Raw genomic sequence first — 25888 nt, 5'->3', positions numbered from 1 at the left:
GCCGTGGACTGTTAAACCTTCCGCCAAGAAGGCGGCTAAGGCGACCGCATCCGCGGCGCCGTTCGCGATGCTGGCCCGGTCATCGTCGTAACGGCCTGCGGAGGAGGACGGGTGACGCGAGCCGCCACCCGATCGCGGCGGACCTGGGGGACGTGGATCGGGTTCGAGTCCTGTCCACGGCTGCTCGACCGCCTCGTCGAGGGCTTCAGCGGTCCCTGGACCCGGTTGGAGGATCTGACCCTGCCAGCCGTGCCCACCGTGGACGAGAACGCGGAGGACGCGAACGGTAAGGCGGGGGACACCGCGACCGGCGCCCCGGAGGACGAGGCGTACGCGTGCGTGGTCCTCGCGGCCCGGTCCCCGGCCGACGTTCGCCGCGCCGTGCCGATGCGCGGCCTGCTGCCGCGCGCCCGGCGGGTGCGCGTGGCGATCGCCGAGGCGCCGTCGTGGGCGCCGCCGCCGCTGCCCGGCGGGTACGGCGAGACGTGGCGGCACCTCGCCGACCTGCGCGTGGTCCGCGCGGGACGGGGCTGGCTGCTGGACGCCGCCTTCGCCGAGGCCGTGGCGCCCGGCGACGTCCTCGCGCATGTGGCGCACGGCCTCGCCGGGGCGCGGCCCATGCCGCAGCCGGTGGCCGGTCTCGCCGGTCCGGGGGCCGCCCGCTGGCGGCCCGGCGACCCGAACGCGACGCCGGCCCCGGAGCGCGGGCCCGTCCCCGGCCGCCGCGACGCGCCCGGCTGCGACGTCCTGCTCCGCGTCACCGCGTCGGCCGCCGCGCTGGTCCCGGCCCCGGCCCGGCCGCCGGAGGAGCCCGCCCGGCAGCGGGAGCCGGCGGAGGACGGGCCGCCCGTCGTGGAGCGGCGTCTCCCCGGCCTGGAGACGCGGCCCCGCCCGGAGCTGCTGCCGCCCGTGGACGAGGCGGTGGTCAACCCCATCGGGTTCCGCCCCAGCCCCTCGCTGCCGGCCGCGGTCCTCGTCGCCGGGGACGCCGACCGGGGTCTCCTCATCGCCTGCGGCGAGCGGACCGTCGTCCGCCTCCCCGCCGACGGCGAGATCACCGACGTGGACGTCGCCCGGCTGCGCGACGTCAGGTGCGTGGCCGTGCCCGCCCTTCCGGGGCGGGCCGTGGTCGCCGCCCGGATCGTGGCCGCGCTCGCGGCCGCGGGCGTGCCCATGACCGCCACGCCGGACGCCGCGCGCGACGCGGCGCTCGGGCCCGGCCTGGCCGCCGCGTTGCGGGCGTCGAGCGTCGGCGACCTCGACGACGACCTACGGCGCGAGGAGCTGAGCATCCGGCTGCGGCGGTGCGCGCTGCGCAACCACGGCGTGCTCGCGCGCTGGCGCGGCCTCGCGGGCGACGCCGGGCTGCCCGTGCCGCCGCGGCCGGCCGTCTCGATCCTGCTGGCCACCCGCCGCCCCGACATGATCGCGTCGGCCGTCCGGCAGCTCGAACGCCAGCGGGGGGTGACCGCGGAGCTGATCGTGGGCCTGCACGGGGTGCCGGCCCGCGAGGCGGCGGTCGGCAGCGCACTGCTGCCGGTCACGGTCGTCGAGGCCCCGGCCGGGATGCCGTTCGGCGCGGTGCTCAACCGCATGGCCGCCGCCGCGTCCGGGTCGCTGCTCGCCAAGGTCGACGACGACGACTGGTACGGCCCCGACCACCTGGCCGACCTCCTGCTCGCGCGGCTCTACTCGGGGGCCGACCTGGTGGGCTCCGCCGCGGAGTTCGTCTACCTGGAGCCCCTGGACGTCACGATCCGGCGGTGCATCGGCACGGAGCGGTACGCGCCGCAGGTGGCCGGGGGAACGATGCTGATCACCCGGGCGGCCTTCGAGGCGGTGGGCGGCTTCCGGCCCCTGCCCAGGACCGTGGACGGCCAGCTCCTCGAAGCGGTGCTCGCGGCGGGCGGCCGGGTCTACCGCACCCACGGCTTCAACTACGTCCTGCGCCGGAGGAACGCGCAGGGTCACACCTGGCGTCAGCCCGTCCAGTCGTTCCTCGCCTCCTATCAGGCGCAGTGGCGGGGACTGGTGTTCAACGACCTGATGGAGAGCGCGGTGCCGCATGAGAGATGAGGACCACACCCGGATCCCGCGGATCCCCCTGAACGACTACGGCGTGCTCGGCGACCCGCCCGAGCTCGGCGCGTGGACGCCGTCGCTGGCGGTCAGCGTCATCGTGCCCGCCTACCGGGCGGAACGCACGCTGCCGCTGACGCTGGCCGCCCTGGCCGCCCAGACGTATCCCAGCCACCTGCTGGAGGTCGTCGTCGTCGACGACGGCGACCACCCGATGCCCCCGCTCGACGGCCCGATGCCCGCGCGCACCCGGATCGTCCGTCCCGCGCCCGGCGTCTGGGGCAAGCCGGCCGCCTGCGTCGCCGGAGCGGAGATCGCGGACGGCGACGTCATCCACTTCCTCGACGCCGACGTCGTGCCGTTCCCCGACCACGTCGAGGCGCACATGCGCTGGCATCACCTCGCGAGCTATCTGGTGGTGCTCGGGCGGCTGCGGTTCGTGCCGGGGCTCGACGAGGTCCCGGCCAACGAGGTGCTTGCGGCCATCGAGGCCGGCGCCCTGGACAAGCTGTTCCCCGACGCGGACGGCACCCCGCAGTGGACCGAGGAACGCTGGGACCAGACCGCCGATCTGCGGGAGGCCGGGCTCAAGGCGTTCTCCGTCATGGTCGGGGCCACGGCCTCGCTCCCGGCAGCCCTGTTCCGCGCGGCCGGCGGGCTGGACCGGACGCTGGTGCTCGGGGAGGACACCGAGCTGGGCTACCGGCTGGCCCAGGCCGGCGCCGTCTTCGTCGCCGACCGGGCGGCGCGGGCGCGGCACATCGGCGAGTCCACCGTCATGCGCCGCGAGCAGGAGGTGAAGCGGCACAACTGGCCCTACCTCGCCGAGCGCGTGCCGGCCTTCCGCTGGCTGCGGCGTCACCCCGCCCGCCGCTATCTGGTGCCGTACGTCGAGGTGGTGGTCGCCGCCGGGGACGCCTCGTTCGAGGAGGTGCGCGGGACGGTCGACGCGGTGCTGGCGAGCAGGCTCCCGGACGTGTCGGTGCGGATCGTCGCGCCGTGGAGCCGCCTGCGCGGCGGGCGGCGCGACGCGCTCCGCGACCCCGACCTCGACCTGCGGCTCGTCCGGGCCTGCTACGAGGGGGAGTCCCGCGTCGCCTTCTGCGAGAGCGTCCCGGACGTCTGCTTCCCCGTGCCGTTCCGCCTGCACTGCCCGCCCGGATGGGCGCCCGGCCGCTCCGCGATCGGGTCGCTGGTGAAGTTCGCCGACCGGAGGGGACTGGCGGTGGTGTCGCTCGCGCTGGAGGAGGGCGCGGACGGCGAGGTCGTGCACGCCCGGCTCGAACGCACCGCCGCCTTCACCCGGGCCCGCTGGTGCGCCGCCCCCGGAGACGACCTCGACGATCTGGCGCACGAGATGTTCGGCACGCTCTGGGACGCCGGGGACAAATGGGGGATCGCCGCGGCGCAGCCGCCGCCTCCGCCGCCGGCGGCCCGGCCCTGGTCGGCGGATCCGGGGGCGGCCGAGCCGGGGGCGGCCGCACCGGCCGGGGATTCCGCGGCCCATCGGTCGCGCCGCACCGCCCGCCCGCTCCGGCGCACCGCGCGCCGCACCGCCCGTCGCATCCGCCGGAGACTGCGCTCGCTGGTGCGGGCGGCCTGACCGGCCCGCAGCCACAGCCCTGTCACGCAGCCACGAGCAGTCACCGTGCCCGTCCCGCGCCCGCCACCGCCACATCGACCGACCTAAGGACCTCGCCGTGCCTCGCATCAGCGTCATCGTCCCGATCTACGACGTGGAGCCCTACCTTTCGGCCTGCCTGGAGTCGGTCGCGGCGCAGACGTGGCAGGACGTGGAGGTCGTCATGGTGGATGACGGCTCGCCAGACGCCAGCGCGCGGATCGCCGCCCGCTTCGCCGCGCGCGACGGCCGCTTCCGGCTGCTGCGGCAGGACAACGGCGGCCTCGGGGCCGCGCGCAACACCGGGATCCGGCATGCGACCGGCGAGTTCCTGATGTTCCTCGACAGCGACGACCTGCTGCCCGTCCACGCGCTGGAATACCTGCTGGCGAGCCTGCAGCGCACCGGTTCCGACATCGCCGTCGGCAACGTGCTGCGGTACGACGGGCGGCGGACCCGTCCGTCGGCGTTGCACCGGGAGATCGCCGCCCGCCCCGGCGCGCACTCGCACATCACCAGGAACCGGGCGCTGCTGCGGGACCGGCTCGTCACCAACAAGCTGTGGCGCCGCGCGTTCTGGGACGCCCGCTCCCTCGCCTTCCCCGAGGGAGTCCTCTACGAGGACATCGGGGTGGCCCTGCGCGCGCACTTCCTCGCGCGCGCGGTCGACGTGCTGCCCGCACCGGTGTACGTGTGGAGAGAACGGACCGCGGGCAGCCGTTCGATCACCCAGGATCAGACCGGTCCGGCGCACCTGGAGGACCGCTTCGCCGCGGTGAACGGCGTGCGCGACTTCCTGACCGAGCATCACCTGACGGCCCACATCCACGGCTGGGACCGGGTCGTGCTGGAGTCCGACCTGACGAACTTCCTCGACGTCCTCGACCGGGCTGCCGAGCCGTTCCGGGAGCGTTTCCTCGATCTCGCGAACGCCTACCTCGACGACGTGGCACTCCCGGTGCGCGACGCGCTGCCGGCGCTCCGGCGGGTGGAGTGGCACCTCGTCAGGGAGCGGCGTCTCGGCGACCTGCTGCGGGTCGTCGCCTGGGACCGGGAGGTCGCGCCGGAGCGGCGGCTGGTGCGGCGGCTGTGGCGCTACCACCTCGACGTACCGGTGTCGCGTGGCCGCGGCGCGGCGCTTCCGGCGGCGCTCACCCGCGTCCGCGAGGAACTCGACCCGCGTCACCGCGTCGACGCGGTCAGGTGGGAGAACGGCCGGTTGACGGTCGAGGGCCGGGCCGCCCCCGCGTTCCTGCGCCCGGCCCGCCGCTTCCACCAGCGCGTCTTCGCCGCCCTCGTGCACGAGCGGAGCGGCCGGCGCCTGCGGGTGCGCGCCGTGACGACACGGGCCCGGGTGCGCGCCGGGTCAGGCGGCGAACACGACTGGGGCGGGTTCCGCGTCGAGATCGACCCCGCCCTCGTGGCGCGGCCCGGCCGCCTGGGACGGTGGCACGTCGAGCTGGGCGTCGTCCACCGGGGCTTCCTGCGGCGCGGGCGGATCGCGGACGGCCGGGCCACCTGGGTGGCCCGCGCCGGTGGCCGCGCCGTCGGCCCGGACCACTACGCGGCGCCGCTGCTGAGCGAGACCGGCGACCTGGTCGTGCGCGCGAGCAGGCAGGCCGCCCGCGTCCTCACCCAGAGCGTCAGGGACGGCAGGCTCCGCCTGGTGGGGCACGTCGTCACCGACCTGGGCCCCGAGCCCGTGCTCCAGCTGGTGCGGCGGCCCGGCGGCGTGCCGCTCGGCTTCCCCGTCGAGGTCGACCGGCGCACGTTCGAGGCGACCGTCGACCTGCGCCGCGTCCTGCCCGCGCGCAGGCCCGAGCCCGCAGCCTGCCCCGACGACGTCCACCTGCTGGACGCGCCGGCCGAGTGGACGGTCGAGGTGCGCGCGGCCGACGGCACGGCGACCGCCGTGACCGCCGTCGACGACCTCCCGCCCGGCCGGTACGCCGTGGAAGACCGGGAGATCGTGGTGCTCCGCGAGCGGTCCGGCTGCCTGGTGCTGCGGGACCAGCCGGTCAGCGCCTACGCCGACCTGACGGAGTGGCTGCCCGGCGGCGAACTGCTCCTCGAGGGCGGGTTCGCCGTGCCGCACGCGCCGTCGGCCCTGGTCGTCACCTCGCTGGACCGGCAGGACGAGCGCCTTGCGCCGATCGAGGCCGTGGGCGCGCGCTTCCGGGCGCGCCTCGCCCCCGAGGAGGTCGACTCGCCCGCGGGGCCGCTGCCGCTGCCGAGAGGCCGCTACGCCCTGTCCGTACGGGTCCTCGGCGGCGCCGAAGACCTGCCGGTGGAGCTCGACGGCGACGGCCCGGCGGCGCACGAGACGGCCCGGCGCACCTTCGAGCTGGGGACCGACGAGGCCGGTCGCGCCGTGCTGACCGTGGGCGGCGACCTGGGCGCGAACGAGCGGGGCCGCAAGGCGCAGCGGGAGCTGCGGACCATCGCCTACCCCAAGATGAGGGAGCGGCCGCTGCGTGACGCGGTGTTCCTCAGCGGGGGCGGCGGCACGCGGCTCGGCGCGAGCCCGAAGGCGATCCACGAGGAGCTGCGGCGGCGGGGAGCCGACCTGGAGTTCCTGTGGCACGTGCGGGACGGGCAGGTCGCGCTGCCCGGCGGAGCCGACGCGGTCCGCTCGCTCGGGCGGGAGCACTACGAGGCGCTGGCCCGCTGCCGCCTCGTCGTCGCCGACGGCCCGCTGCCGTCCTGGTTCGTCCGGCGGCACGGGCAGGTCGTGGTGCAGACCTGGCACGGCCCGCCGGACGACCCCGCGGGCCGGGACGAGCGCGAGCGGCTGGCCGAAGGCGCACGGGAGTGGACCCACCTGGTCTCGGCCGGTCCCTGGTGGACCGAACGGCTCCGCGCGACGTTCCCGTTCGGCGGCGAGGTGCTGGAGACCGGGCTGCCGGGCGACGACCTGCTGTGCCGTCCCTCTCCCGGCGCGGTGGCCGGGACGCGGCGCGGCCTCGGCGTCGCGCCCGGACGCGTGACCGTGCTGTACGTGCCCGGGGACGGGCCGTCCCTCGACCTCGGCCGCCTGCGGGAGGCGCTCCCGCAGGACCACGAGATCCTGGTGTGGCGTCCGCGGGGGCCGCGGCCCGGCCCGTCGCCGGTCCGGCCGCGCGCGGTCCGGGGGGTGCGGGACGTCTCCGCGCACCCCGACCTCCACGGCCTCTACCTCGTCGCGGACGTGCTGGTGACCGGCCACGGCGAGGCGGCGTTCGAGTTTCCGGTGACCGGGCGGCCGGTGCTCCTGCACTCCGCCGACGACCGTCCCCCGCACCCCGAGGCGCCCGGCCCGCTGCTGCGTTCGGCCGACGAGGTGGCCGAGGCCGTCCGCGACCTCGCCGAGGTGGCCGAGAAGCACACGGGCCTGCGCGAGGCGTTCCTGGCCCGGTTCCGTCCGCTGGCCGACGGACGCGCCGCCGCCCGCCTCGTCGACGCGCTGTTCGGCTGACGCCGGTCCATCGCGGGCCTCGGGCGCCCTCGGGCCGGGGGCGCCGCGTCCGGCGCGGGTCAAGGCTGGGCAAAGCGCGGGTAAGGCCATCGGGGTTCCGCCGGTGAGGGGACGCGTGGGCTCGGCATCCTTTCGGCGTGACCGAGCCGCCCAGACTCTCGGTGGTCGTTCCCCTGCGAGGCAGGCGGGAGCACATCGAGGAGTGCCTGACGTCGTTGCGATCGCCGACGCCGCGCGACCTGGAGGTGGTGCTCGTCGCGGACGAAGGGGCCCCCCGCCTGTCGGCGGCCGGGCCCGCGTTCCGCCTGGTGACCGTGCCGCACGGCACGGACGCGGCGGCGGCCCGCAACGCCGGGGCCGCCCACGCCACCGGAGTCCACCTCGCGTTCGCCGATCCCCGCCGCGTCGTCCCCGAGGGCGCTCACCTGAGGCTGGCCGAGGCGCTGGAGACGACCGGGTCCGACCTCGCCTGCGGCGTGTCGCGGCGGCTCGGCGGGCGGGCGCGCGGCCCCGGCCGGGAGGCGGACGTCCTGCGCACCCACGTCAGGGACCGGCCCGGCCTGCTGCGGGACACGTCGGCCGCGACCAAGGTGTTCCGGCGGGAGTTCTGGGATCGGCACGGTCTGTCCTTCGCGGCGGGCCTGGAGGACGACGTCCCGGTCACCGTCCCGGCCCTCGTGCTCGCCGAGGCCACCGACGTGCTGGGCGAGGTCGTCTGCCTGACGCGGCCGGGCGTCCGGGAACCGGCCGGGGAGCCCGCCCGGGTGCTCGCCGCGCTGCTCGACGCCGGTGAGCTGGTCGCCCGGCACGCGCCCGGCCTGCGTCCCGCGTACGACCGTCAGGTGACCGAGTCGGCGGCGTTCCGCGCGGCGCTCGACACCGCGCCGGCGGGGACGCTCGCCCCGCTGGCGACCGGCCTCGGCCGTCTGTGCCGCGAGGCGGTGGACGGCCTGCCCGCGTTGCGGCGGCTCCAGCTCCACCTCGCCCGGCACGGCATGGCCGCGGAGCTCGACCTGATCAGAGAGTTCGCCGAGCACGAGATCAGAGACAGGGGAGTGCTCAGGCGGGGGCCGCTGCGCCGCCGGGTCATGGACTATCCGCTCCGCGGCGACCGGCGGCTGCCCGCACGTCTCTTCGACGCGGGCAACGACCTGCGGCTGCACGCCCGCCTCGACGACGTGCGGCTCCGCGAAGGGCGGCTGCGGCTCGCCGGGTACGCCTACATCGCCCATCTGGGCAGCGGCGGCAGCCGGATCGAGCTGTGGCTGGGCCGGAAGGACGAGCGGGTGGCGCTGCCGGTGCGCCGCATCCACCGGCCCGAGGCGACCGCGGGCTCCGGGCAGTCGGTCGTCTGCCACGACGAGTCCGGCTTCGAGACCGAGATCGACCTCGGCCGGCTGCCGCGCGGGCGCTGGACCCTGCACGCCCGCGTGCGCGCCGGGGGCGTCACCCGTACGGGACCCGTGACGGCGGCCAGGGACATGGGGGAGCGCGAGTTCCGCGCGGACGGCTTCGACGTCGTGCTGACCCGCGACCGGGGGCTCGTCCTGCGGGCCGCCGCCGGCGACCCCCCGGAGGAAGAGACCGGTGGTCCGCTCGTGACCGGGCTGCGCTGGACGAAGGCGGGCGAGCTCGTGCTGACCGGCACGGGCCCCGCCGCCCGGATAGTCCTGGAACGCGGTGGTGAGCGGCACTCGTGGCCTGCGACCACGCGGGAGGGCCGGTGGACCGCGACGATCGGCCGGACGGCGGCGGGCCCGCCGCCGCGCAGCGGGACGTGGCGGATCTCGGCCGGGGGCGTCGCGGTGCGCCTGCGCGAGGCCTTCGTCGCCGATCCGCCCGCGCCCCACGTCACCGGCACACACGAGGTGCGCGTACGCACGACGAGAGACGCCGATCTCATGCTCGTGATCCGGCCCGCCCTCGGCCCGGACGAGCGCGGGCCGTACGCCACCCGCAGGCGGCGGGCCGCGCCCCGGCCCGCCGGGCCGCTCAGGAACGCCGCGCTGTTCGACAGCTACGGCGGGGGACAGTACTCGTGCAACCCCCGGGCGGTGTCGGAGGAGCTGGGCCGCCACGACCCCGGGGTCGAGCTGGTCTGGGTCACGCGCGACGGCCAGTTCACCGTGCCCGACGGCGTCCGCACCGTCCTGTACGGCTCCCGCGCCCACGAGGAGGCGCTGCGCACCTCGCGGTTCGTCGTCGCCAACCGGCGCACCCAGCCGAGCTGGTACGCCAAGCCGCCGGGGCAGCTGTTCGTGCAGACCTGGCACGGCACGCCGCTCAAGCGCCTGGGCCTCGACGCCCGGGACATGCCGCACGCGCAGCGCGTTCCGGCGGACGACCTGCGGCGGCAGGCGGGCACGTGGGATGTGCTGATCTCGCCGAACCCCTTCTCCACGCCGATCCTCTCCCGGGCCTTCGGCTACGAGGGAGAGATGCTGGAGTCGGGCTATCCGCGCAACGACGCGCTGCTGCGGCCCGGCCGCCGCCGCGCCGCCCGCCGCGCGCTCGGCCTGCCGGAGGACCGGCGGGCCGTTCTCTACGCGCCGACCTGGCGCGACGACGAGGTGGGCCGGCCGGGCAGGCTGCGGCTTGACGTCGGCCGGGTGGCCGCGGCCCTGGACCCGGATGCCGTGCTGCTCGTGCGCGCGCACTACCTGGTCGCCGACGATCTGGACATCCCTCCTGAGGTGCTCGACGTCTCACGATTTCCGGACATGGCCGACCTGTTGGCCGCCGCGGACGTGCTGGTCACCGACTACTCGTCGGCCATGTTCGACTTCGCGGTCACCGGCAGGCCGATGGTGTTCTTCGCCGACGACCTGGAGCGCTACCGCGACGAGGTGCGCGGGTTCTACTTCGACTTCGCGGCGCGCGCCCCCGGCCCGGTCGTCCGCACCGCCGGCGAGGTCGCCGAGGCCGTCGAGGCCGTGGCGTACGGCGACGCCGCGAGTGCGTACAAGGCCCGCTACGACGCCTTCGCCCGCGACTTCTGCCCCTGGGACGACGGGCAGGCGGCCGGGCGTGTGGTCGCGCGGATGACGCGGTCACCCCGGTGAGCGTCGCCCCGGTCGGCGTCGCCACGACGCGCGCCGCCCGTGCGCCGAGGGCGCGGGCGAGCGCCGCCCTCGCGGTGCCCGCCGTCCTCGCCCTGGCCGCCGGCCTGTGGGAGCCGGCCGGGCCGCCCGTGTGGCGCGACGAGGCCGCCACGATCAGCGCGGCGAGCCGCACGCTCCCGGAGACCGCCCGGCTGCTCGCGTCGGTGGACGCCGTCCACGGCCTCTACTACGCGTTCGCGCACGTCATGGTGGCGCTCTTCGGCCCCGACCCGGTGGCGCTGCGGCTGCCCTCGGTCGTCGCCGGGGCGCTGGCCGCCGCCGGGGTCTGCGCGCTCGGCCGCGCGCTCGGCGCCCCCAGGGCCGGTCTGTACGGCGGCTGCCTGCTCGCGCTCATGCCGATCTTCTCCAGGTATGTCCAGGAGGCCCGGCCGTACGCCTTCGTGCTGGCCGCCGCCGTCGGCGCGACGCTGCTCTTCGTGCGGGCCCTGCGAACGGGGTCGGCGACCGCCTTCGCCGCCTACGGCGTGGCGCTCGCCGGCCTGGCGTACCTGAACCTGTACGCGGCGCTGGTCCCGGTCGCCCACGGGGTCTCGCTGCTGTGGAGCCGGAGCGTTCCGCGCGCCTCGTTCCTCCGCTGGTGCGCGGCCACGGCCGCGGTGGGGGCGGCCGTGGCGCCCCTGGCGTGGCTCGGCCGGCGGCAGAGCGCCCAGGTGGGCTGGATAACCCGGCCCGACGCGGGCGACGTGGGGACGCTCGCGGCCCAGCTCTTCGGCGACCTCGGGACGGGGGCCCGGCCCTGGCTCGGGCTCGCGCCCCTGGTGTGGGCCCTGGCCCTGGCCGGGCTGTGGCGGGCCGCCCGCCGCTCGCCGTCCGCCGGCGTCCCCCTGACACTCGTGCGGCTGACACTGGTACGGCTGGCGCTGCCCTGGCTGCTCCTGCCGCCCGCGGTGCTGCTGGCCGTCTCGTGGACGGTGCATCCGGTCTACGTGTTCCGGTACGTGCTGTACTGCGTGCCCGCGGCGGCTCTGCTGGCGGGCGCGGGGCTGGCCGCGTGGCCGGCTCGGTCGGCCGTGGCCATGCTGGTGCTGGCGGCGGGCCTGTCGATCCCCGGCCAGCTCGCCACCCGGGGGCCGGACGGCAGGCAGGACGATCCCCGGCCGGTCATGGCGGTGCTGGCCGCCGCGCGACCGGGAGACGGGGTGCTGTTCGTCCCGCGCAAGGTGCGGAAATACGCCGTGGTCTATCCCCGCGTGTTCGGACGGCTCGACGACGTGGGCCTGCGCCGGTCGCCGCGCCGCGACGGCAGTTTCGGCGGCCGCGACGTCGGCCGCCGCCTGCTGCCGGGCCGCCTCACGGGCGTCCGGACGGTCTGGGTGATCGGGCAGACCGGTAAGGCCGGGCGGTCGTCCCGTCGGCTCGGCGTCGTGCGCCGGATGTTCGCCCCCGCGGGCCGGTGGGCGTCCCGGGGTCTGTTCCTGGAACGCTATGAGGCTCCCAGCGCCCGGGCCGCGCGCCCGGCGGGCTCCGCCGGTCCGGTCAGCTCGAACGGCGCCGGGGTGGGGAAGTAGGCCTCCAGGAACCGCCGGAGCAGGGCGTCCTGTTCGCGCGTCGTCGGCGCCGTGTCGTTGAGGCAGAACACGTCGTAGCGGCGCCGGGAGAGCATCCGCCGCAGCTTGCCGGGCGTCTTGCGCAGCGACAGGTCGACGTAGGTGTAGTCCACCGAGCCGGGGACGGCCCGGCCGCTGAGGTAGCCGTAGTAGTGCGCGAGCGACGACACCACGGAGATGTCCGACGACGTCCGGAACGTGCTGCGGGCCGTCGCCGCGAACTCCGCGGCGAACCGCTGCTCCAGTTCGAACATCAGCGACCGGCGCAGCGCGTACGGCGCGTGCTTCAGCTTCTGGGTCAGCGTCCGGCCGCAGAGCTCCTCCAGCATCCGCCGGTTGTTCATCCCGGCGGCGTGCACGGGCGACTCCTCGGCCTCCGGCACCCCGAACGGCACGTGCACCGTGCTCGGGAAGAAGCGGGGGATGCCGTTGCCCTCGAAGAACGTGCCGGCCGGCAGCGGGCGGCCCAGGAAGAAGTCGTCGTTCAGGTAGAGGAAGTGCTCGGAGAGCCCGTCGATGTGGTGGAGCTGCGTCTCGATCGCGTGGGAGTTGAAGACCGGCAGGACCGACGGGTCGCTGAAGATCTCCTTGTGGTCCACCACACCGATCATCGGATGGGACGTGTCCAGCCAGGACGGCGTCTGGCCGTCGGTGACGATCCACACCCGGTTGATCCACGGCGCGGACAGCAGCAGCGACCGCAGCGAGTAGCGCAGCTCGTCCCTGCTGGTGAACCGGGCCTCGGTCGTGGCCAGCTCGCTCAGCCGGACCTCGGGCCGGCCGGTCCGCCCGCTGCTCAGCGCCTGGTCACGGCGGGCCCGCCAGTCCGGATCCGCGCCGTCCACCCAGGTGTAGACGGCGTCGATCGGGAAGTCGATGTCGTCGACGAGCCGCCGGGTGAACTCCGGGCGCGTCGGATAGGCGCGCATCCGCTGGCGCGCCGTCACCAGCGGGTGGAACAGCTCCTCGCCGCCCTCCACCACGTCGCCGTCGGCAGGGACCGCGTCACACGTCAGGTTGGGCCGGGGCGCGAGGAGTAGATCATCTTCTCGCGACCAGAACTCCAGGTCGCAGCCGTGCTCCGGGCCGAGAAGAAGAGTGCGGGAGGGGCTGGCGAAGAACATCGCCACCCGCACGACACGGGCGTCGCCAAGGGACCCCACGGCGCGCCGCAGTGGGCGCATCCGGGCCGTCTGCGGCTGGTTCCGCCATCCGCGGCCGTGCGGCTGGGCCGCCGCGAACAGCGGCTGCCCGCCCCGGGCCAGCGCCGCGAGAGCACGGGACCGCTCCTCCTCGGGCACCGCGACCACCGGCGGGCGCTCGGGCAGCGGGCGGACGCAGAAGTACGGCACGCAGGCCCCGGACAGCAGCGCGCACACCAGGTCGAGCGTCTCGCGGCGCGCCTGCAGCGGGGAGGCGTCCTCGCGGATCAGCGCTGCCCTTGGCGTGGTCTCCCATGACGGCAGCCGCCCCTGCAGCCGCCGGTACAACCTGACAACCGGCATGTTCTCCCCCTTGGACACGGACTGTACACCTGCGTGTACTCGCCGTGTCCAGGTCTTGTGTATCTCGCGTACCCCAGGACGAGGCATTCGCCGGTTCTGGTGGCTTATGCCCCTTTCTGGGTGTCCACCGGATTGGGGGACGCTTTACCCGGGGCCGGGAAACGGTCAAGAAGTGGCAACGAGATACCCCTCCTGTTACCGAAGAGTGCGCAGCCGACTACGGGTTGTAGTCATTCTTGCCTTCATGGGGGGCTTCACGCTGGACGACATCCTGGCGGCGCGCAAGTCGAGGGACTCGTGGTGGACCGTTTTCCTGGTCGACCCGCTGGCCTGCCGGCTCGCGCTTGTCGTGGCGAACCACACCTCGATCACCCCGAACGGGCTGACCCGGCTGTCCATGGCGGTCGGGGCGGGCTCGGCGGTGGCGTTCGCGGAGGGCGCGCTCGCGCTGGGGGCCGTGCTGTTCTACCTCAGCTTCACGGTCGACTGCATGGACGGCAAGATCGCCCGTCTGAAGGGCACGGGCACGCCGTTCGGGCTCTGGCTCGACTACGTGGGCGACCGGATCAGAGTGGTGGCCTGCGCCTTCGGGCTGGGGTTCGGCGAGTACACCCGCTCGGGTGACACCGACTACATCTTCGCCGCCATGGGCGTGATCGTGCTCGACCTGTTCAGGTACATCAACGGCCCCCAGCTCAAGCGGGTCAAGGAGGCCACCAGGGACCTCGCGTTGAGCCGGATGGGCGGTGACTGCGCGTTCGTGGAGGACGTGCTGCGCACCCGGCCCCGGACCGAGGTGGGCGAGGTCGCGGCGGAGGACGGCCGCACCCTCGTCGACCTGCAGAAGGAGTTCCACGCGCGGTTTCCCTGGTACGACCGGTTCCGGGTCTTCCTCGTGCGCCGCCGGGTGCGTACGCACGTGATCAGCGGGATCGAGTTCCACGCCGCGGTGTTCGTGGTGGCCCCGCTCCTCGGGATGTGGGCGGTGGTGCCGGTGGCGGCGGGGACGGGCGCCCTGTTGCTGGCCTTCGAGATGAGCCTCGTCTATCGCGTCTGGCTGGCCGCCCGCCAGATCCCGGCGAGCGCACCCGAGGGGGAGCGCATCCTCGTCTGAACCGCGGTTCCCGGCGGATCTCGCCGTCGAAGCCGCGCCATAGGCGCCCGGCCGTCTCGGGGGAGGGAGGCCGTCCGCCACGTCATGAATTCATCACAGGGGGATTGATCTCATGCAGTCGGACCGGCCCGTCTTCGTCATCGGCTGCCCGCGCTCGGGCACCACCATGCTCCAGCTCATGCTGCACTCGCACCCGCGCCTCGCGGTGCCGCCGGAGACGCGCTTCCTGGTCCCCGCGTACTTCTCCCGGCGCGCGTACGGCGACATGCGGCTGGCCGACAACCGCCGCAAGCTGGCGGCCTGGATCGCCGAGGGGCGCAACACGAAGTTCCGCGAGCTCGGCATCGACGCGGCGGACTTCGTCCAGGCGGCCATGCACGGGCCGGGCAGCTTCGGCTCCGTCATCGGAATGGTGTTCAAGTGCTACGCCGAGCGCTTCGGCAAGCCCCGCTGGGGGGACAAGCGGCCCAGCTACTACCGGCACGTCGAGATGCTCGTCCGCATGTTCCCGGACGCCCAGTTCGTCCACCTGATCAGGGACGGCCGCGACTGCGTCGCCTCACTCAAGCAGATGCCCTGGTACAAGCCCGACAGCGTGCACGCCATGGCCAACTGGGCGGAGGCGATCGACTTCGGCCGCCGGCACGCGCGCAAGCTGCCCTCGGACAGCTTCTACGAGCTGCGCTACGAAGACCTGACCACGGACCCGGAGACCGAGCTAAAGAAGCTCTGCGCGTTCATCGGGGAAGACTACGACCCCGCGATGTGCGAGCCGCGCCACATGGCGGAGGTGGCGGTGCCCAAGCACAAGGTCTGGCACATCAACACCCACACCGAGGTCACCACCGCCCACTCGGGGAAGTGGGCGAGCCGGCTGGAGCCCTGGGAGATCGCGCTCTGCGAGGAGGTGCTGGGAGAACGGCTGACCGCGCACGGCTACGAGCTGACCGGCGCTCCCCGGGCGTCGCGCCAGCAGGTGGCGGCGTTCAAGGTGGCGACGGGCAAGCGCCGTTCGGCGCGGCTGCGCAAGTACAACCGCGACCGGCTCACCCGGCTGCGCGAGCCGGGGCCGATCGCCGCGCTGCTGACGGAGGGCCAGCGGAGCCTGGCCGGGCTGCCGCAGCAGCGGGTCCGCGAGCTGCTCGTCCGCTGATCCGGCCCCGCGGCGGAGGCGGGGGGGGACCGGCGGACGCCCGGAGGCGGGGGGCCGGTCCCGGTGGGGCCTCAGCGCCGGATGGCCTTGGCGAGGATGGCGACGAACGCCGCGAAGCCGAGGCCGCCGACGAGCACCGGCGCCATGATCACGGGATCCGGCGCCGGGCCGGCCAGGTAACGCACACCGATGCCGACGAACAGCAGGCCGCTCAGCAGGGCCATCCAGTCGGTCCGGTGCCTGCGGCGCGGACGCGCGGGCACCTCGGGCTCCGGGTCAGGCGCCACGGCGCACCTCCACGTCTCCGATGCCCGCCTTGACGTTGAGCTCGATCGTGGGCGCGTCGCCGGTGCCCGGCACCTCCGGGTCGAGCACCCTGTTGAACCGCACGTCGGTTCCGTCCTCCACCTTGTGGTCGATCTTCACCTCGCCCAGCCGCGTGTATCCGTGCACCACGACCCGCGCGGTGGGCGGGACGATCACGGTGAGCTGCCCCACCGACACCGAGGCGTTGAACGTCACCTGGGTGCCGGGCGTGAGAGCGACGTCGCTCAGGTCGAGCCGGCCCTCGCCCATGCCCAGCGTGTATTCCATCGGCGTCGTCTGGGACGCGCTGATCGGATGCCACACGAAGCTGCCGATCTTCTTTGGGATTCCGTCCACCGTCGACCCCGCGATCAGGACGAGTGACACCAGCGTGCCGGCCGTGATGAGCGCCGCGCTCCGGCCGAACCAGGTGGCGACCAGCAGCCCGACTCCGAGCGTGACGAGGACCGCTCCGCCGATCACCGATAGGCCGGCCGTCGTCGCACCGGTCCGCTGCAGAGCAACCATGATCCCTCCAACGATCAGAGCGAGGCAGAAGGTCAGGCCGCCGACGAACGACCTGGGCCGCTTGGCCTTGACCTTGACCGGGCGGGGCGGCGGAGCCGGCCGGTAGGTCTCCTGCGGCGGGTACGGCTCCCTGGGCGGATACGGCTCCCGCATCGTGTAGGGGCCGTGGGGGGCGAACGGTTCGCCCGAGCCGTAGCCCGCGACGCCGGCGCGGGCCTCCCGGGCGAGGTCGGACAGGCGCCGGTAGCCGCTCGGCGCGGCTCCGGCGCCGTGCGTGGCACCGGCTCCGGCACCGGGGGCGGCGCTGGAGCCTGCGCCGGGGCTCCCGGGGGCCCGCGGCGGCGCAGTGGGAGCCTCTCCCGCCGGTGGAGCCGCCGGAGGATACGGAGCCGCCGGAGGATACGGGGCCTCCGGGCGGTACGGCGCCTCCGCGGCGTACGGCGGCTGGGCGAACTCGGCGGTCGCGGTGGCCGTCTCAGGAGCGAACGCCGGGTCAGGCCGGGGGGCGGGCGTCTCCCGCGTCCCGGCGGCCCGGCCCGGCATCGACCGCGCCATGGTGAGCAGGTCGACGCCGCGGGCGTGGGCGGCCAGCAGCACGACGGCCAGCAGCGTGCCGATCACGATCGTGCCCTTGTTGATGCCGCCCAGGACGTTGGTGATCAGGCTGAAGGCGAAGACGGCGGCCATCAGCGCGAGCACGGTCTCGGCGTCGAACCTGCGCCTGGTCCACTGCTCGATGAAGCCGGGACGGCCGTCGGGCTGCCGCATGAGCAGGAAGGCGGCGACGTAAAGCATGAAACCGGCGCCCGAGGCGAGGACCAGCACCGCGAACCCCACCCGGAACAGCACCGGGTCCATGCCGGTGAACCTGCCCAGGCCGGCGCAGACGCCGGTGGCGATGCGGCCGTCGTTGCTGCGGCTGATCACGCGTGCCTGGGCGGGGGCGGGATCGGGAGCGGGTGGTGCCTCGGTCATGCCCCCATCCTGGCCGTCACCGCCGGTCACCTGCCATCGGGGAGACCCCTGACTCGTCCCCGAGCCCCTGGTGCCGCGGGCCGGGGATCATCCGGCGCCGCGGCCGATCGCGCCGGTGGGCGCCGATCTCCCGGCCGCCGTCCCGGAGGAGAAGTCAGGGGTCGGCCCTGATGCGGCGCGCACCCGGGACGTGTGACGATGCTGCACGAGATGACTGAGATGCCCAACGCCCCCGAGGCGTACCCACGGATGGTGAGACCCGTCTCGGGTCGCGTCGTCGCCGGGGTCGCGCAGGGCGCCGCCGCCCAGCTCCGGCTCGACCCGGTCGTGCTGAGGCTGGCCTTCGTCCTGCTCACGGTGGTCGACGGGCTGGGCTTCGTGGCCTACGCCGCGCTGTGGATGTTCACTCCCAGAGAGCAGGTGAACGGGCGCGAGCCGAGCCGCGACTGGGGACAGCTCGCCGCGTACGGCGTGCTGTGGCTCGCGCTGGCGGCCTTCGGCTGGATGACCGGCGCGGCGAGCGGCGGCTTCGGCGCCTGGCCCATCGCCATCGGCGGCATCGGCGCGCTGATCCTGTGGCAGCAGGCCGACCCCGGCAGGCGCAAGCGCTGGATGTCCGGCGCGGTCAGGCAGGTGAGCACGACCTGGGTCCGCACCGGTCTCGGCGCGCTGCTCGTGGCCGTCGGCGCGATCGGGTTCCTCGCCGCGAGCGGCGAGCTGGCCAAGGCCAGAACCGGACTGGTCTTCACGGCGGTCGTCGTCGGCGGCATATTGATGATCGTCGCGCCGTGGCTGGCCTCCCTGGTGAAGGAGCTGCAGCGGGAGCGCACCGAGCGCATCCGGCAGGAGGAGCGGGCCGAGGTGGCCGCCCACGTCCACGACTCGGTGCTGCACACGCTGACGCTGATCCAGCGCAACGCGCACGACTCCAGAGAGGTCACCCGGCTGGCCCGGTCGCAGGAACGAGAGCTGCGCAACTGGCTTTACCAGCCGAAGCAGGACGCCGACGTCTCACTGGCCGCCGCCGTCCGCCGGGTCGCGGCCGAGGAGGAGGACGCCCACGGCGTGCCGATCGAGGTGGTCTGCGTGGGCGACTGCGCGCTCGACGAGCGTCTCGGGCCCCTGCTCCACGCGGCCAGGCAGGCGATGGTCAACGCGGCGAAGTACAGTGGCGCCCCCGTCGTGTCCGTGTACGCCGAGGTCGAGACCGACGAGGTCACGATCTTCGTACGCGACCGGGGGAAGGGCTTCGTGCTCGACGACGTTCCGGAGGACCGGATGGGCATCCGTCAGTCCATCATCGGCAGGATGGAGCGCAACGGGGGATCCGCCCGGGTCAGGACCGAGCCCGGTGACGGAACCGAGGTCATGCTGACCATGAAGAGGAACCCGTGACCGCCGCGGTCCGGGTGGTGAGGGAGTCATGAAGACCGTACGTGTGCTCATCGTCGACGACCACCGGCTGTTCCGATCGGGGGTCCGGGCCGAGCTCGGCCCGTCCATCCAGGTCGTCGGGGAGGCCGAGGACGTCGATTCGGCGGTGGCGGCGATCGCCGAGCTGGCGCCCGACGTGGTGCTGCTGGACGTGCACATGCCCGGAGGCGGCGGCCAGGAGGTGCTGAAGCGGGTGCTCGGGTCCGGCTCCCAGGTGCGGTTCCTCGCGCTGTCGGTCTCGGATGCCGCCGAGGACGTCATCGGTGTCATCAGAGGCGGCGCCCGCGGCTACGTCACCAAGACGATCAGCGGGACCGAGCTGACCGACGCGATCGTCCGGGTGTCGGAGGGCGACGCGGTCTTCTCGCCGCGGCTCGCCGGGTTCGTCCTCGACGCCTTCGCCTCGACCGAGGCCCCGCCCATCGACCCGGAGCTCGACTCGCTCACCCAGCGGGAGCGCGAGGTGCTCCGGCTCATCGCCCGCGGGTACGCGTACAAGGAGATCGCCAAGGAGCTGTTCATCTCGGTGAAGACGGTCGAGACGCACGTGTCCAGCGTCCTGCGCAAGCTCCAGCTCTCCAACCGGCACGAGCTGTCCCGGTGGGCGACCGCGCGACGTCTGGTGTGACCCGTCCCGGCGTGCGACTCTTCCTACATGGGTCGTGACGTCCCCGCCGTCACCTTCAGCCGCGAGGATCGCCGCCGGTACCGGGACAAGGTCCGCCGGTCCCTCGACGTGCTGGCCAGGATGCTGCGCGAGTCGCGCTTCGAGGTCGAACGGCCCCAGATGGGCCTGGAGATCGAGCTGAACCTGGTCGACGACCGGGGCGAACCGGCCATGAAGAACGCCGAGGTGCTCGCCGCCATCGCGGAGCCCGACTGGGCGACCGAGCTGGGGCAGTTCAACGTCGAGATCAACATCCCGCCGCAGCCCCTGTCGGGCGACGGCACCCGGCTGCTGGAGGAGTCCGTACGGCGCCGCCTGAACCGGGCGCAGGAGCGGGCGGCGCGCGTGGGCGGGCACCTCGTGCTCGTCGGCATCCTGCCCACGCTGCGCGAGTCGGACGTCTCCGAGGGGACGCTGTCGGCCAACCCGCGCTACCGCCTGCTCAACGAGCAGATCTTCGCCGCCCGCGGGGAGGACCTCCATCTGGTGATCGAGGGGACCGACCGGCTCGACACGTTCGCGGACAGCATCACCCCCGAGGCCGCCTGCACGAGTGTGCAGGTGCACCTGCAGGTCGGCCCCCAGGAGTTCGCCGCCCACTGGAACGCCGCCCAGGCCCTCGCGGGCCCGCAGGTCGCGGTGGCCGCCAACTCGCCGTACCTGTTCGGCAGGCAGTTGTGGCAGGAGACCAGGATCAGCCTGTTCGAGCAGGCCACGGACACCCGTCCGGAGGAGCTGAAGGCGCAGGGCGTCCGGCCACGCGTCTGGTTCGGGGAGCGGTGGATCACCTCGGTCTTCGACCTGTTCGAGGAGAACGTCCGATACTTCCCCGCCCTGCTGCCGCTGTGCGAGGAGGAGGATCCCCGGGCGGTGCTCGACGCGGGCGGGACTCCGCTGCTGCATGAGCTGACCCTGCACAACGGCACCGTTTACCGGTGGAACCGGCCGGTCTACGACGTGGTGGACGGGGTGCCCCACCTCAGAGTGGAGAACCGCGTGCTCCCCGCCGGGCCGACGGTGGCCGACATCGTGGCCAACGCCGCGTTCTACTACGGGCTCATGCGGGTGCTCCCGGCCGCGGAACGGCCGGTCTGGACCCGGATGTCGTTCGCCGCCGCGGAGGACAACCTCCGCAACGCCGCCAGATTCGGCCTGGACGCCCACCTGTACTGGCCGGGGCTCGGCGAGGTGCCCGCGAGCGAGCTGATCCTGCGGCGGCTGCTGCCCCTGGCGTACGAGGGGCTCGACCTGTGCGGGGTCGACCCGGCCGAACGCGACCGGCTGCTCGGCGTCATCGAGGGGCGCTGCATGACGGGCCGCACGGGGGCCGCCTGGCAGGTGGACACGGTCCGGTCGCTCGGGGGCGGGTACGAGGCCCTGCGCACGATGACCCTGCGGTACCTGGACCACATGCATTCCAACCAGCCCGTCCACCTATGGGACGTCTGATGGATGTCTAACGCGTTCGTCCCGATGTCACGAGGTTCAACCGGATAGAGACATGCGTCGTTAATCGGGTACTTATGTGGGAGTGATCCCCCGAAAGTTTCCCGCCCTTCTCCTGGCGGGAACGTTCCTCACCTCGTGCGCGCTGATCCCCGGGAATCCCGGCACCCCGACCGGAGAGACTCCGCTCGGCAGGTTCCCCGCCGGTGACGCCCCGGTCGTCCGGACACCGGACGCCATTCCCTTCACCGGGTTCCCGGCCATTGAGACGCCCGCCGGCGAGACGCCCGCCGTGACCGCGCCCGCCTCGCCCTGCGAAGGCGAGGACGGGCAGACCTTCCTCAGCGACGTACGGCTGGCCCGCTGCCTCACCGAGTGGTTCTGGGAGGGGCGGTTCCAGCAGGACGGCCGGACATATCAGCCGATCACCAGGTTCGTCGCGTACAACGGCTACGACGGGCCGAGCTGCGGCGCGGAGCCGTCGGTGCCGAACAACGCCTTCTACTGCCCGGACGGCCACTTCATCGCCTTCGACTCCGTCTGGCTCCAGGAGCTGTACGACCAGACCGGAGACGGATCGGTCTACGTCGTCATCCCCCACGAGCTGGGCCACGCGGTCCAGGCGCTACTCGGCACGCGGTTCACGTTCAACGTCGACCGCGAGCTCCAGGCCGACTGTTACGCGGGGGCCACGCTGGGCGGACTGATCCAGGCCGGGGTGCTCAAGGAGGACGAGGGCGACGACGGTGAGCTCCTGGCCAACCTGGAGGCCGCGGGCGACCCCACCGACGCCTGGTGGTCTCCCGACGCGCACGGCAGTCCGGAGCGGCGGCAGAGCTCTTTCACCCAGGGATTCACCGGCGGCGTGTCCGCTTGCTGACCGGCCCCGCGCAGGCGGCACGGCCGGGCGGCACGGCCGGGCGGCACGGGAGGCGCGGGAGGCGCGGCGGCTCGACGGCATGGCAGCATGGGCGCCGTGACCGGGCGAGAAGGCGCGAGGTGGCGGCTGGCGGCGAGTCTCGGCGTGCTCGCGGCGGCGAACGTCCTCAACAACCGGGTCGCCCGCCGGTTGGCCCCCGTGACGTCCGTGGCGGCCACCGCCGCTCTCGTCACGCTCGCCCGTCGTGAGGGCCTGACCTGGGCGGAGCTCGGGTTCCGCGAGGCCGGTCGCGGGGCCGCCGCCGGGGGCGCCCTGGCGGCCGGGGTGGCCGCGGTCTACGCCGCCGGCGTCACGCTGCCGCGCACCCGTCCGCTCTTCCTCGACGAACGGGCACTGGCGCTGTCGCGGCGCCGCCTGCTGGAGGAGGTCCTGGTGCAGGTGCCGATCGGCACCGTGCTGCTGGAGGAGGTCGGCTTCCGCGGGGTGCTACCCGCACTGCTCGGCCGCGCCGTGCCCGGCTCACGCGCCGGAGACCGGGCGGCGGCGAGGACGTCAGCGACGTCAGCGGGGCCGGTGACCTCGGTCATACCGGTGGCGGCGTCGGCGGGGCTGTTCGGGCTGTGGCACGTGCTGCCGGCGCTCGACATGGCCCGCATCAGGAACACCGCTGGGAACACCGCTGGGAACACTGCTGGGAACACCGCTGGGAACACCGCTGGGACGGCGCGTCTGGTGGCGGGAACGGTGGTGGCCACCACGGCCGCCGGTGTCGTGTTCCACGGGCTGCGGAGCCGGGCGGGCCTTCTCGCGCCCGCGTTCGTCCATCTCGCCACCAACGCGTTCGGCTACGCCGCCGCCCGGGCGGCCAGGCGCGTCGACGGGCGGATGGCTCAGCCGCCGTCCCGTGGGTCCGCGAGGTCGTGTCGGTAGGCGTAGACGACCGCCTGGGCCCGGTCGCGCAGCCCCGCCTTGGCGAACAGGTTGTTGATGTGCGTCTTGACCGTGGTCTCGACGATGAACAGCGCGGCGGCGATCTCCGCGTTCGACATACCCCGGGCGATCAGGCGGAGCACCTCCGCCTCGCGCGGAGTCAGCCCGTCGGGGAGGGTCTCCGGGGCCGATGGCCGCCCGCGGCCGCCCTCTTCCGCCGGCCCTCGCGGGGCGGGCGGCTCAGGCAGGGCCGTCACGGTGTTCAGCAGCCGGCGCTGCACGCCTGGGTCGAGCTGGGCGTCGCCGTTCATGACGGTCCGTACGGCCCTGGCGATCTCGTCGGAGTCGGCGCTCTTGGTCAGGAACCCCCGCGCCCCGGCGCGCAGGGCGGCGAACACCGACTCGTCGTCCGAATAGGTGGTGAGCACCACCACCTGGGTGTCGGGAAACTCCGCCCGGATCCTGCGGGTGGCCTCGACGCCGTTCATCCGGGGCATCCGCAGGTCCATCAGCACCACATCGGGCCGCCGCTCCGCGATCAGCCGCAGCGCCGCCTCGCCGTCCCCGGCCGAGCCGGCCACCTCGATGCCCGGCAGCAGGCCGAGCAGCAGCACGAGCCCGTCGCGTACCACCGCCTGGTCGTCGACGACCAGCACCCGCGCCGTCATGCCGGCACCCACAGCCGCACCCGGAACCCCCGGCCGGACGGCCCGGCCTCCAGCGTGCCGCCGAGCAGTTCGGCGCGTTCTCGCATGCCCACGAGTCCGTATCCTCCTCCAGATCCTTCCGCCGGCGTCTCCGGGGAGTCGCCGGCGGGGTTGCCGACCTCCAGCTCGCAGCCGCCGTCCAGGAAGGTGAGCCGGACGGTCGCCGGCGCTCCGGGCGCGTGGCGGCCGACGTTCGTCACGGCCTCCTGCGCCGTGCGGAAGACGGCGAGCGCGGTCTCGGGGGAGAGGCCGCGCTCGACGCCGTCCACCACGACCTCGCAGTCGTGGCCGGTCGCGATCCGGAACTCCTCGGCCAGCGCCTTCAACGCCTCCGTCAGCGGTGGGACGTCGCCCCGCAGGGCGGCCACCGCCCGGCGCGCCTCCTCCAGACCGCTCTTGGCCAGGTCTCTGGCGCGGTCGACCCGGTCGAGCGCCTCCTGCGCGCGGTCGGCCCGCAGCAGCAGCCGGGCCCCCTCCAGGTGGACGATCTGCGCCGAGAGCGAGTGGGCGAGGATGTCGTGGATCTCCCGGGCGATGCGGGCGCGCTCGGCCAGCACCGCCTCCCGCGCCTCGGCCGACCTGGCCTGCCTGCGCTGCCTGACCGAGTACGCGATGAGGAACACCAGGCAGGTGCTGACGCACAGCCCTAGCTCGTGGGCGACCTGGAGGGTCTCCACGGACCGCCACAGCAGGCCGGCGATCGCGATGAGCGCCAGCGGCAGGGAGTATCGGAGCGGGTGGCGTACGGCTGCCACGCCCACCAGATAGAGCAGCGCCGAGACCGCGAGCGGCGTGTACGCGAAGGCGAGCAGGCCGATCGACAGCGCGATCGCGCAGCCGGTGAGCACCACCGCGAGCGGCACGCCGAACGGGGCCGGCCAGGACCGGCCGTTCCGGCGGGAGAGACTGGCCGTCGCCGTCCCGGTCACCGCCATCGCCACCAGGAAGGTGAGGACGAGGTAGCCGGGGCCGCGTTCGGTGAGGCCCAGACCGGGCGGGGTGCCCGCCTGGGCCACCACGAAGAGCGCGACCAGCCCGAGCCGCAGGACGACTGGTCCGGCCGTGCCCTCCCACCTGCGCGCATTCACATCACGACGCTACCGTCGAGCGGCTCCTGCCGCCGTACGGCGGGAGCGGGCAGCGCGCGGCCCCGGCGCGCGACCAGGAGCGCCTGGGTGCCCAGGGTGATCCCCACGAAGAAGAAGAGCGCGTTGGTCGGCTGGTTGACGCCGGCGGCCTGTCCCAGGGCGTAGAGGACGACCCTGGCGGCTATGGAGCCGGCCCATGCGGCGAACGTCCACGCGGTGCCCCGGGCCCAGGCGACGCCCGTCTCGTCGCGCCACACGCGGACGGTCAGCGCGCGGACGGCGCCGAGGGCCACGGCCAGGATCAGTTCGGCCGCGAGGAGACCGACGCTGAGCGCCGTGTGACGCGGGTCGACCAGCCCGCCGCCCGCGATGCTGTAAAGGACCATCGCGGCACAGACGTAGAGGGCGCCGCGGCGCTCCGTGGGGCGCGTCGCCGTCTGGCGGTAGATGACGAACGCGACGGCGGCGACGATCAGTACGACGTTGGAGATGTCCATGGGCCCGACCGTAGGCTCCGGACCCCGCCCGGCGGATCGGCGCGGGGATGGAGCCGCGGACCTCCACCCGGGGATGGAGGACCCCCGGGTGGGAGAGCGCGCGTCGACGGTTAGGCAGTGACGACGACCTGGAACGCCTCGGCGAGCGAGCCCTCCGGCAGCCCGGCCGCCGCCGCGTGGTGCGAGAGCATGCCCTTGATCATGCCGTCGAGGTCGTCCATGTGGGAGGTCTGGCTGACGTGCGCGCGCAGCGCGGAGATCTTCCGCTCGGCCGTGCTCGTCACGTCGACGTACGAATCGGGGGTGGGGGAGCCGTTGAGCCACACCTCCCGCACCGTCCAGGCCTCGAGGCGCTCGTCCGCGAGCAACTCGGGGAAGGCGTACGGGTTGCGGGCGTCGGGATAGACAGCGTCGAGGGTCGCGCCGCCGACGGCCCGATGGTCGGGGTGGCTCGGGTAGATGCGGACGTAGTTGCGCTCCGGCGACGAGGTGATCACGACGTCCGGACGCACCTGGCGGATGACCCGTGCGATGTCGCGGCGCAGCCCGAGGGTCTGCTCGACGGCTCCGTCCGGATAGCCGAGGAAGCGGATGTCGGAGACGCCGACGCACTTGGCGGCGGCCGTCTGCTCGGCCCGGCGCACTTCGGCCATGCCGCCGTTGTCCATCTCCCGGTCGTAACCACCCGCGTCGCCGTCGGTGACCACGCAGTAGACGACCTCGACGCCCGCCGAGGTCAGCCTGGCCACCGTGCCCGCCGCGCCGAAGTCGACGTCGTCGGGGTGCGCGACGACCGCGAGTACTCTGTCGATCTCGTCTTCGCCCAGCATCGAAG

At 74.2% G+C, this 25888-nt stretch carries 19 protein-coding genes; 12 read left to right on the top strand and 7 right to left on the bottom strand.

Going from position 1 to position 25888, the window contains the following annotated elements:
• Window positions 1-111 precede the first annotated feature (111 nt).
• From JOL79_RS13355 to JOL79_RS13335, 5 genes are all read left to right on the top strand, one after another.
• Complete coding sequence (locus JOL79_RS13355; RefSeq protein ID WP_210156098.1) at window positions 112-2076, top strand: YML083C domain-containing protein; 1965 nt, start codon at window positions 112-114, stop codon at window positions 2074-2076.
• Window positions 2066-3682, top strand: a complete 1617-nt coding sequence (locus JOL79_RS13350) for a glycosyltransferase family 2 protein (protein ID WP_210156097.1) — start codon at window positions 2066-2068, stop codon at window positions 3680-3682. Before JOL79_RS13355 ends, JOL79_RS13350 begins: the two co-directional genes overlap by 11 nt.
• A gap of 97 nt (window positions 3683-3779) precedes the next feature.
• Window positions 3780-7154 (top strand): bifunctional glycosyltransferase/CDP-glycerol:glycerophosphate glycerophosphotransferase, encoded by a 3375-nt coding sequence (locus JOL79_RS13345; protein ID WP_210156096.1) that lies wholly within the window; start codon window positions 3780-3782, stop codon window positions 7152-7154.
• Between the two features lie 137 nt (window positions 7155-7291).
• Window positions 7292-10216: a CDP-glycerol glycerophosphotransferase family protein gene (locus JOL79_RS35410; RefSeq protein ID WP_210156095.1), complete on the top strand. Its 2925-nt coding sequence runs from the start codon at window positions 7292-7294 to the stop codon at window positions 10214-10216.
• Window positions 10213-11784 (top strand): glycosyltransferase family 39 protein, encoded by a 1572-nt coding sequence (locus JOL79_RS13335; RefSeq protein WP_210156094.1) that lies wholly within the window; start codon window positions 10213-10215, stop codon window positions 11782-11784. The genes JOL79_RS35410 and JOL79_RS13335 overlap by 4 nt, the downstream gene beginning before the upstream one ends.
• Here JOL79_RS13335 and JOL79_RS13330 read toward each other — a convergent pair.
• Window positions 11700-13328 carry a stealth family protein gene (locus JOL79_RS13330; RefSeq protein WP_210156093.1) on the bottom strand — a complete coding sequence of 543 codons (1629 nt, stop codon included), beginning with the start codon at window positions 13326-13328 and terminating at the stop codon, window positions 11700-11702. The two genes, JOL79_RS13335 and JOL79_RS13330, sit on opposite strands and share 85 nt — an antisense overlap.
• 244 nt (window positions 13329-13572) lie before the next feature.
• Between JOL79_RS13330 and JOL79_RS13325 the strand changes: the two genes are divergently transcribed.
• Entirely contained in the window at window positions 13573-14442 is an 870-nt protein-coding gene (locus JOL79_RS13325; protein WP_210156092.1) for a CDP-alcohol phosphatidyltransferase family protein, read from the top strand.
• 112 nt (window positions 14443-14554) lie between these two features.
• Window positions 14555-15595, top strand: coding sequence for a sulfotransferase family protein (locus JOL79_RS13320; RefSeq protein WP_210156091.1), 1041 nt, complete (start codon window positions 14555-14557; stop codon window positions 15593-15595).
• Between the two features lie 71 nt (window positions 15596-15666).
• On the opposite strand, the gene JOL79_RS13315 is transcribed toward JOL79_RS13320, so the two are convergent.
• Together JOL79_RS13315 and JOL79_RS13310 are read right to left on the bottom strand one after the other, a co-directional pair.
• The gene (locus JOL79_RS13315; RefSeq protein WP_210156360.1) at window positions 15667-15882 is read right to left on the bottom strand and encodes a hypothetical protein; all 216 of its coding nucleotides are present in this window, start codon (window positions 15880-15882) and stop codon (window positions 15667-15669) included.
• Window positions 15872-17404, bottom strand: coding sequence for a PspC domain-containing protein (locus tag JOL79_RS13310; RefSeq protein WP_210156090.1), 1533 nt, complete (start codon window positions 17402-17404; stop codon window positions 15872-15874). Before JOL79_RS13310 ends, JOL79_RS13315 begins: the two co-directional genes overlap by 11 nt.
• Before the next feature lie 210 nt (window positions 17405-17614).
• Here JOL79_RS13310 and JOL79_RS13305 point away from each other — a divergent pair, with 210 nt between their 5' ends.
• From JOL79_RS13305 to JOL79_RS13285, 5 genes are all read left to right on the top strand, one after another.
• Window positions 17615-18799 carry an ATP-binding protein gene (locus tag JOL79_RS13305; protein WP_230984730.1) on the top strand — a complete coding sequence of 395 codons (1185 nt, stop codon included), beginning with the start codon at window positions 17615-17617 and terminating at the stop codon, window positions 18797-18799.
• A gap of 28 nt (window positions 18800-18827) precedes the next feature.
• Window positions 18828-19466, top strand: a complete 639-nt coding sequence (locus tag JOL79_RS13300) for a response regulator (protein ID WP_210156089.1) — start codon at window positions 18828-18830, stop codon at window positions 19464-19466.
• A 27-nt stretch (window positions 19467-19493) separates the two neighbouring features.
• On the top strand, window positions 19494-20954 hold the full coding sequence (locus tag JOL79_RS13295; protein WP_210156088.1) for a glutamate-cysteine ligase family protein: 1461 nt from the start codon (window positions 19494-19496) through the stop codon (window positions 20952-20954).
• 82 nt (window positions 20955-21036) lie between these two features.
• The gene (locus JOL79_RS13290) at window positions 21037-21831 is read left to right on the top strand and encodes a neutral zinc metallopeptidase (RefSeq protein WP_307848512.1); all 795 of its coding nucleotides are present in this window, start codon (window positions 21037-21039) and stop codon (window positions 21829-21831) included.
• Window positions 21832-21918: 87 nt separating this feature from the next.
• Window positions 21919-22761 carry a CPBP family glutamic-type intramembrane protease gene (locus JOL79_RS13285; RefSeq protein ID WP_210156087.1) on the top strand — a complete coding sequence of 281 codons (843 nt, stop codon included), beginning with the start codon at window positions 21919-21921 and terminating at the stop codon, window positions 22759-22761.
• On the opposite strand, the gene JOL79_RS13280 is transcribed toward JOL79_RS13285, so the two are convergent.
• From JOL79_RS13280 to JOL79_RS13265, 4 genes are all read right to left on the bottom strand, one after another.
• Window positions 22722-23429 (bottom strand): response regulator transcription factor, encoded by a 708-nt coding sequence (locus JOL79_RS13280; protein WP_210156086.1) that lies wholly within the window; start codon window positions 23427-23429, stop codon window positions 22722-22724. The two genes, JOL79_RS13285 and JOL79_RS13280, sit on opposite strands and share 40 nt — an antisense overlap.
• Window positions 23426-24556, bottom strand: a complete 1131-nt coding sequence (locus JOL79_RS13275) for a sensor histidine kinase (RefSeq protein WP_210156085.1) — start codon at window positions 24554-24556, stop codon at window positions 23426-23428. Before JOL79_RS13275 ends, JOL79_RS13280 begins: the two co-directional genes overlap by 4 nt.
• Window positions 24553-25053, bottom strand: a complete 501-nt coding sequence (locus JOL79_RS13270; protein ID WP_210156084.1) for a hypothetical protein — start codon at window positions 25051-25053, stop codon at window positions 24553-24555. Before JOL79_RS13270 ends, JOL79_RS13275 begins: the two co-directional genes overlap by 4 nt.
• A 110-nt stretch (window positions 25054-25163) precedes the next feature.
• Entirely contained in the window at window positions 25164-25883 is a 720-nt protein-coding gene (locus JOL79_RS13265; RefSeq protein ID WP_210156083.1) for a PIG-L deacetylase family protein, read from the bottom strand.
• Window positions 25884-25888: the final 5 nt, after the last annotated feature.

This window comes from Microbispora oryzae (assembly GCF_017896165.1).
Lineage (GTDB): Bacteria > Actinomycetota > Actinomycetes > Streptosporangiales > Streptosporangiaceae > Microbispora > Microbispora oryzae.
The sequence above is the reverse complement of the archived record's forward strand: the minus strand, read 5'-3'. Positions and strand labels throughout refer to the sequence as shown.

Coding starts and splice junctions, on each gene's coding strand:
- JOL79_RS13320 (WP_210156091.1), top strand. CDS start 14,555: ATGCAGTCGGACCGGCCCGTCTTCGTCATCGGCTGCCCGCGCTCGGGC.
- JOL79_RS13270 (WP_210156084.1), bottom strand. CDS start 25,053: ATGGACATCTCCAACGTCGTACTGATCGTCGCCGCCGTCGCGTTCGTC.
- JOL79_RS13285 (WP_210156087.1), top strand. CDS start 21,919: ATGGGCGCCGTGACCGGGCGAGAAGGCGCGAGGTGGCGGCTGGCGGCG.
- JOL79_RS13350 (WP_210156097.1), top strand. CDS start 2,066: ATGAGAGATGAGGACCACACCCGGATCCCGCGGATCCCCCTGAACGAC.
- JOL79_RS13280 (WP_210156086.1), bottom strand. CDS start 23,429: ATGACGGCGCGGGTGCTGGTCGTCGACGACCAGGCGGTGGTACGCGAC.
- JOL79_RS13295 (WP_210156088.1), top strand. CDS start 19,494: ATGGGTCGTGACGTCCCCGCCGTCACCTTCAGCCGCGAGGATCGCCGC.
- JOL79_RS13330 (WP_210156093.1), bottom strand. CDS start 13,328: ATGCCGGTTGTCAGGTTGTACCGGCGGCTGCAGGGGCGGCTGCCGTCA.
- JOL79_RS13305 (WP_230984730.1), top strand. CDS start 17,615: ATGACTGAGATGCCCAACGCCCCCGAGGCGTACCCACGGATGGTGAGA.
- JOL79_RS13325 (WP_210156092.1), top strand. CDS start 13,573: ATGGGGGGCTTCACGCTGGACGACATCCTGGCGGCGCGCAAGTCGAGG.
- JOL79_RS13265 (WP_210156083.1), bottom strand. CDS start 25,883: ATGCTGGGCGAAGACGAGATCGACAGAGTACTCGCGGTCGTCGCGCAC.
- JOL79_RS13300 (WP_210156089.1), top strand. CDS start 18,828: ATGAAGACCGTACGTGTGCTCATCGTCGACGACCACCGGCTGTTCCGA.
- JOL79_RS13310 (WP_210156090.1), bottom strand. CDS start 17,404: ATGACCGAGGCACCACCCGCTCCCGATCCCGCCCCCGCCCAGGCACGC.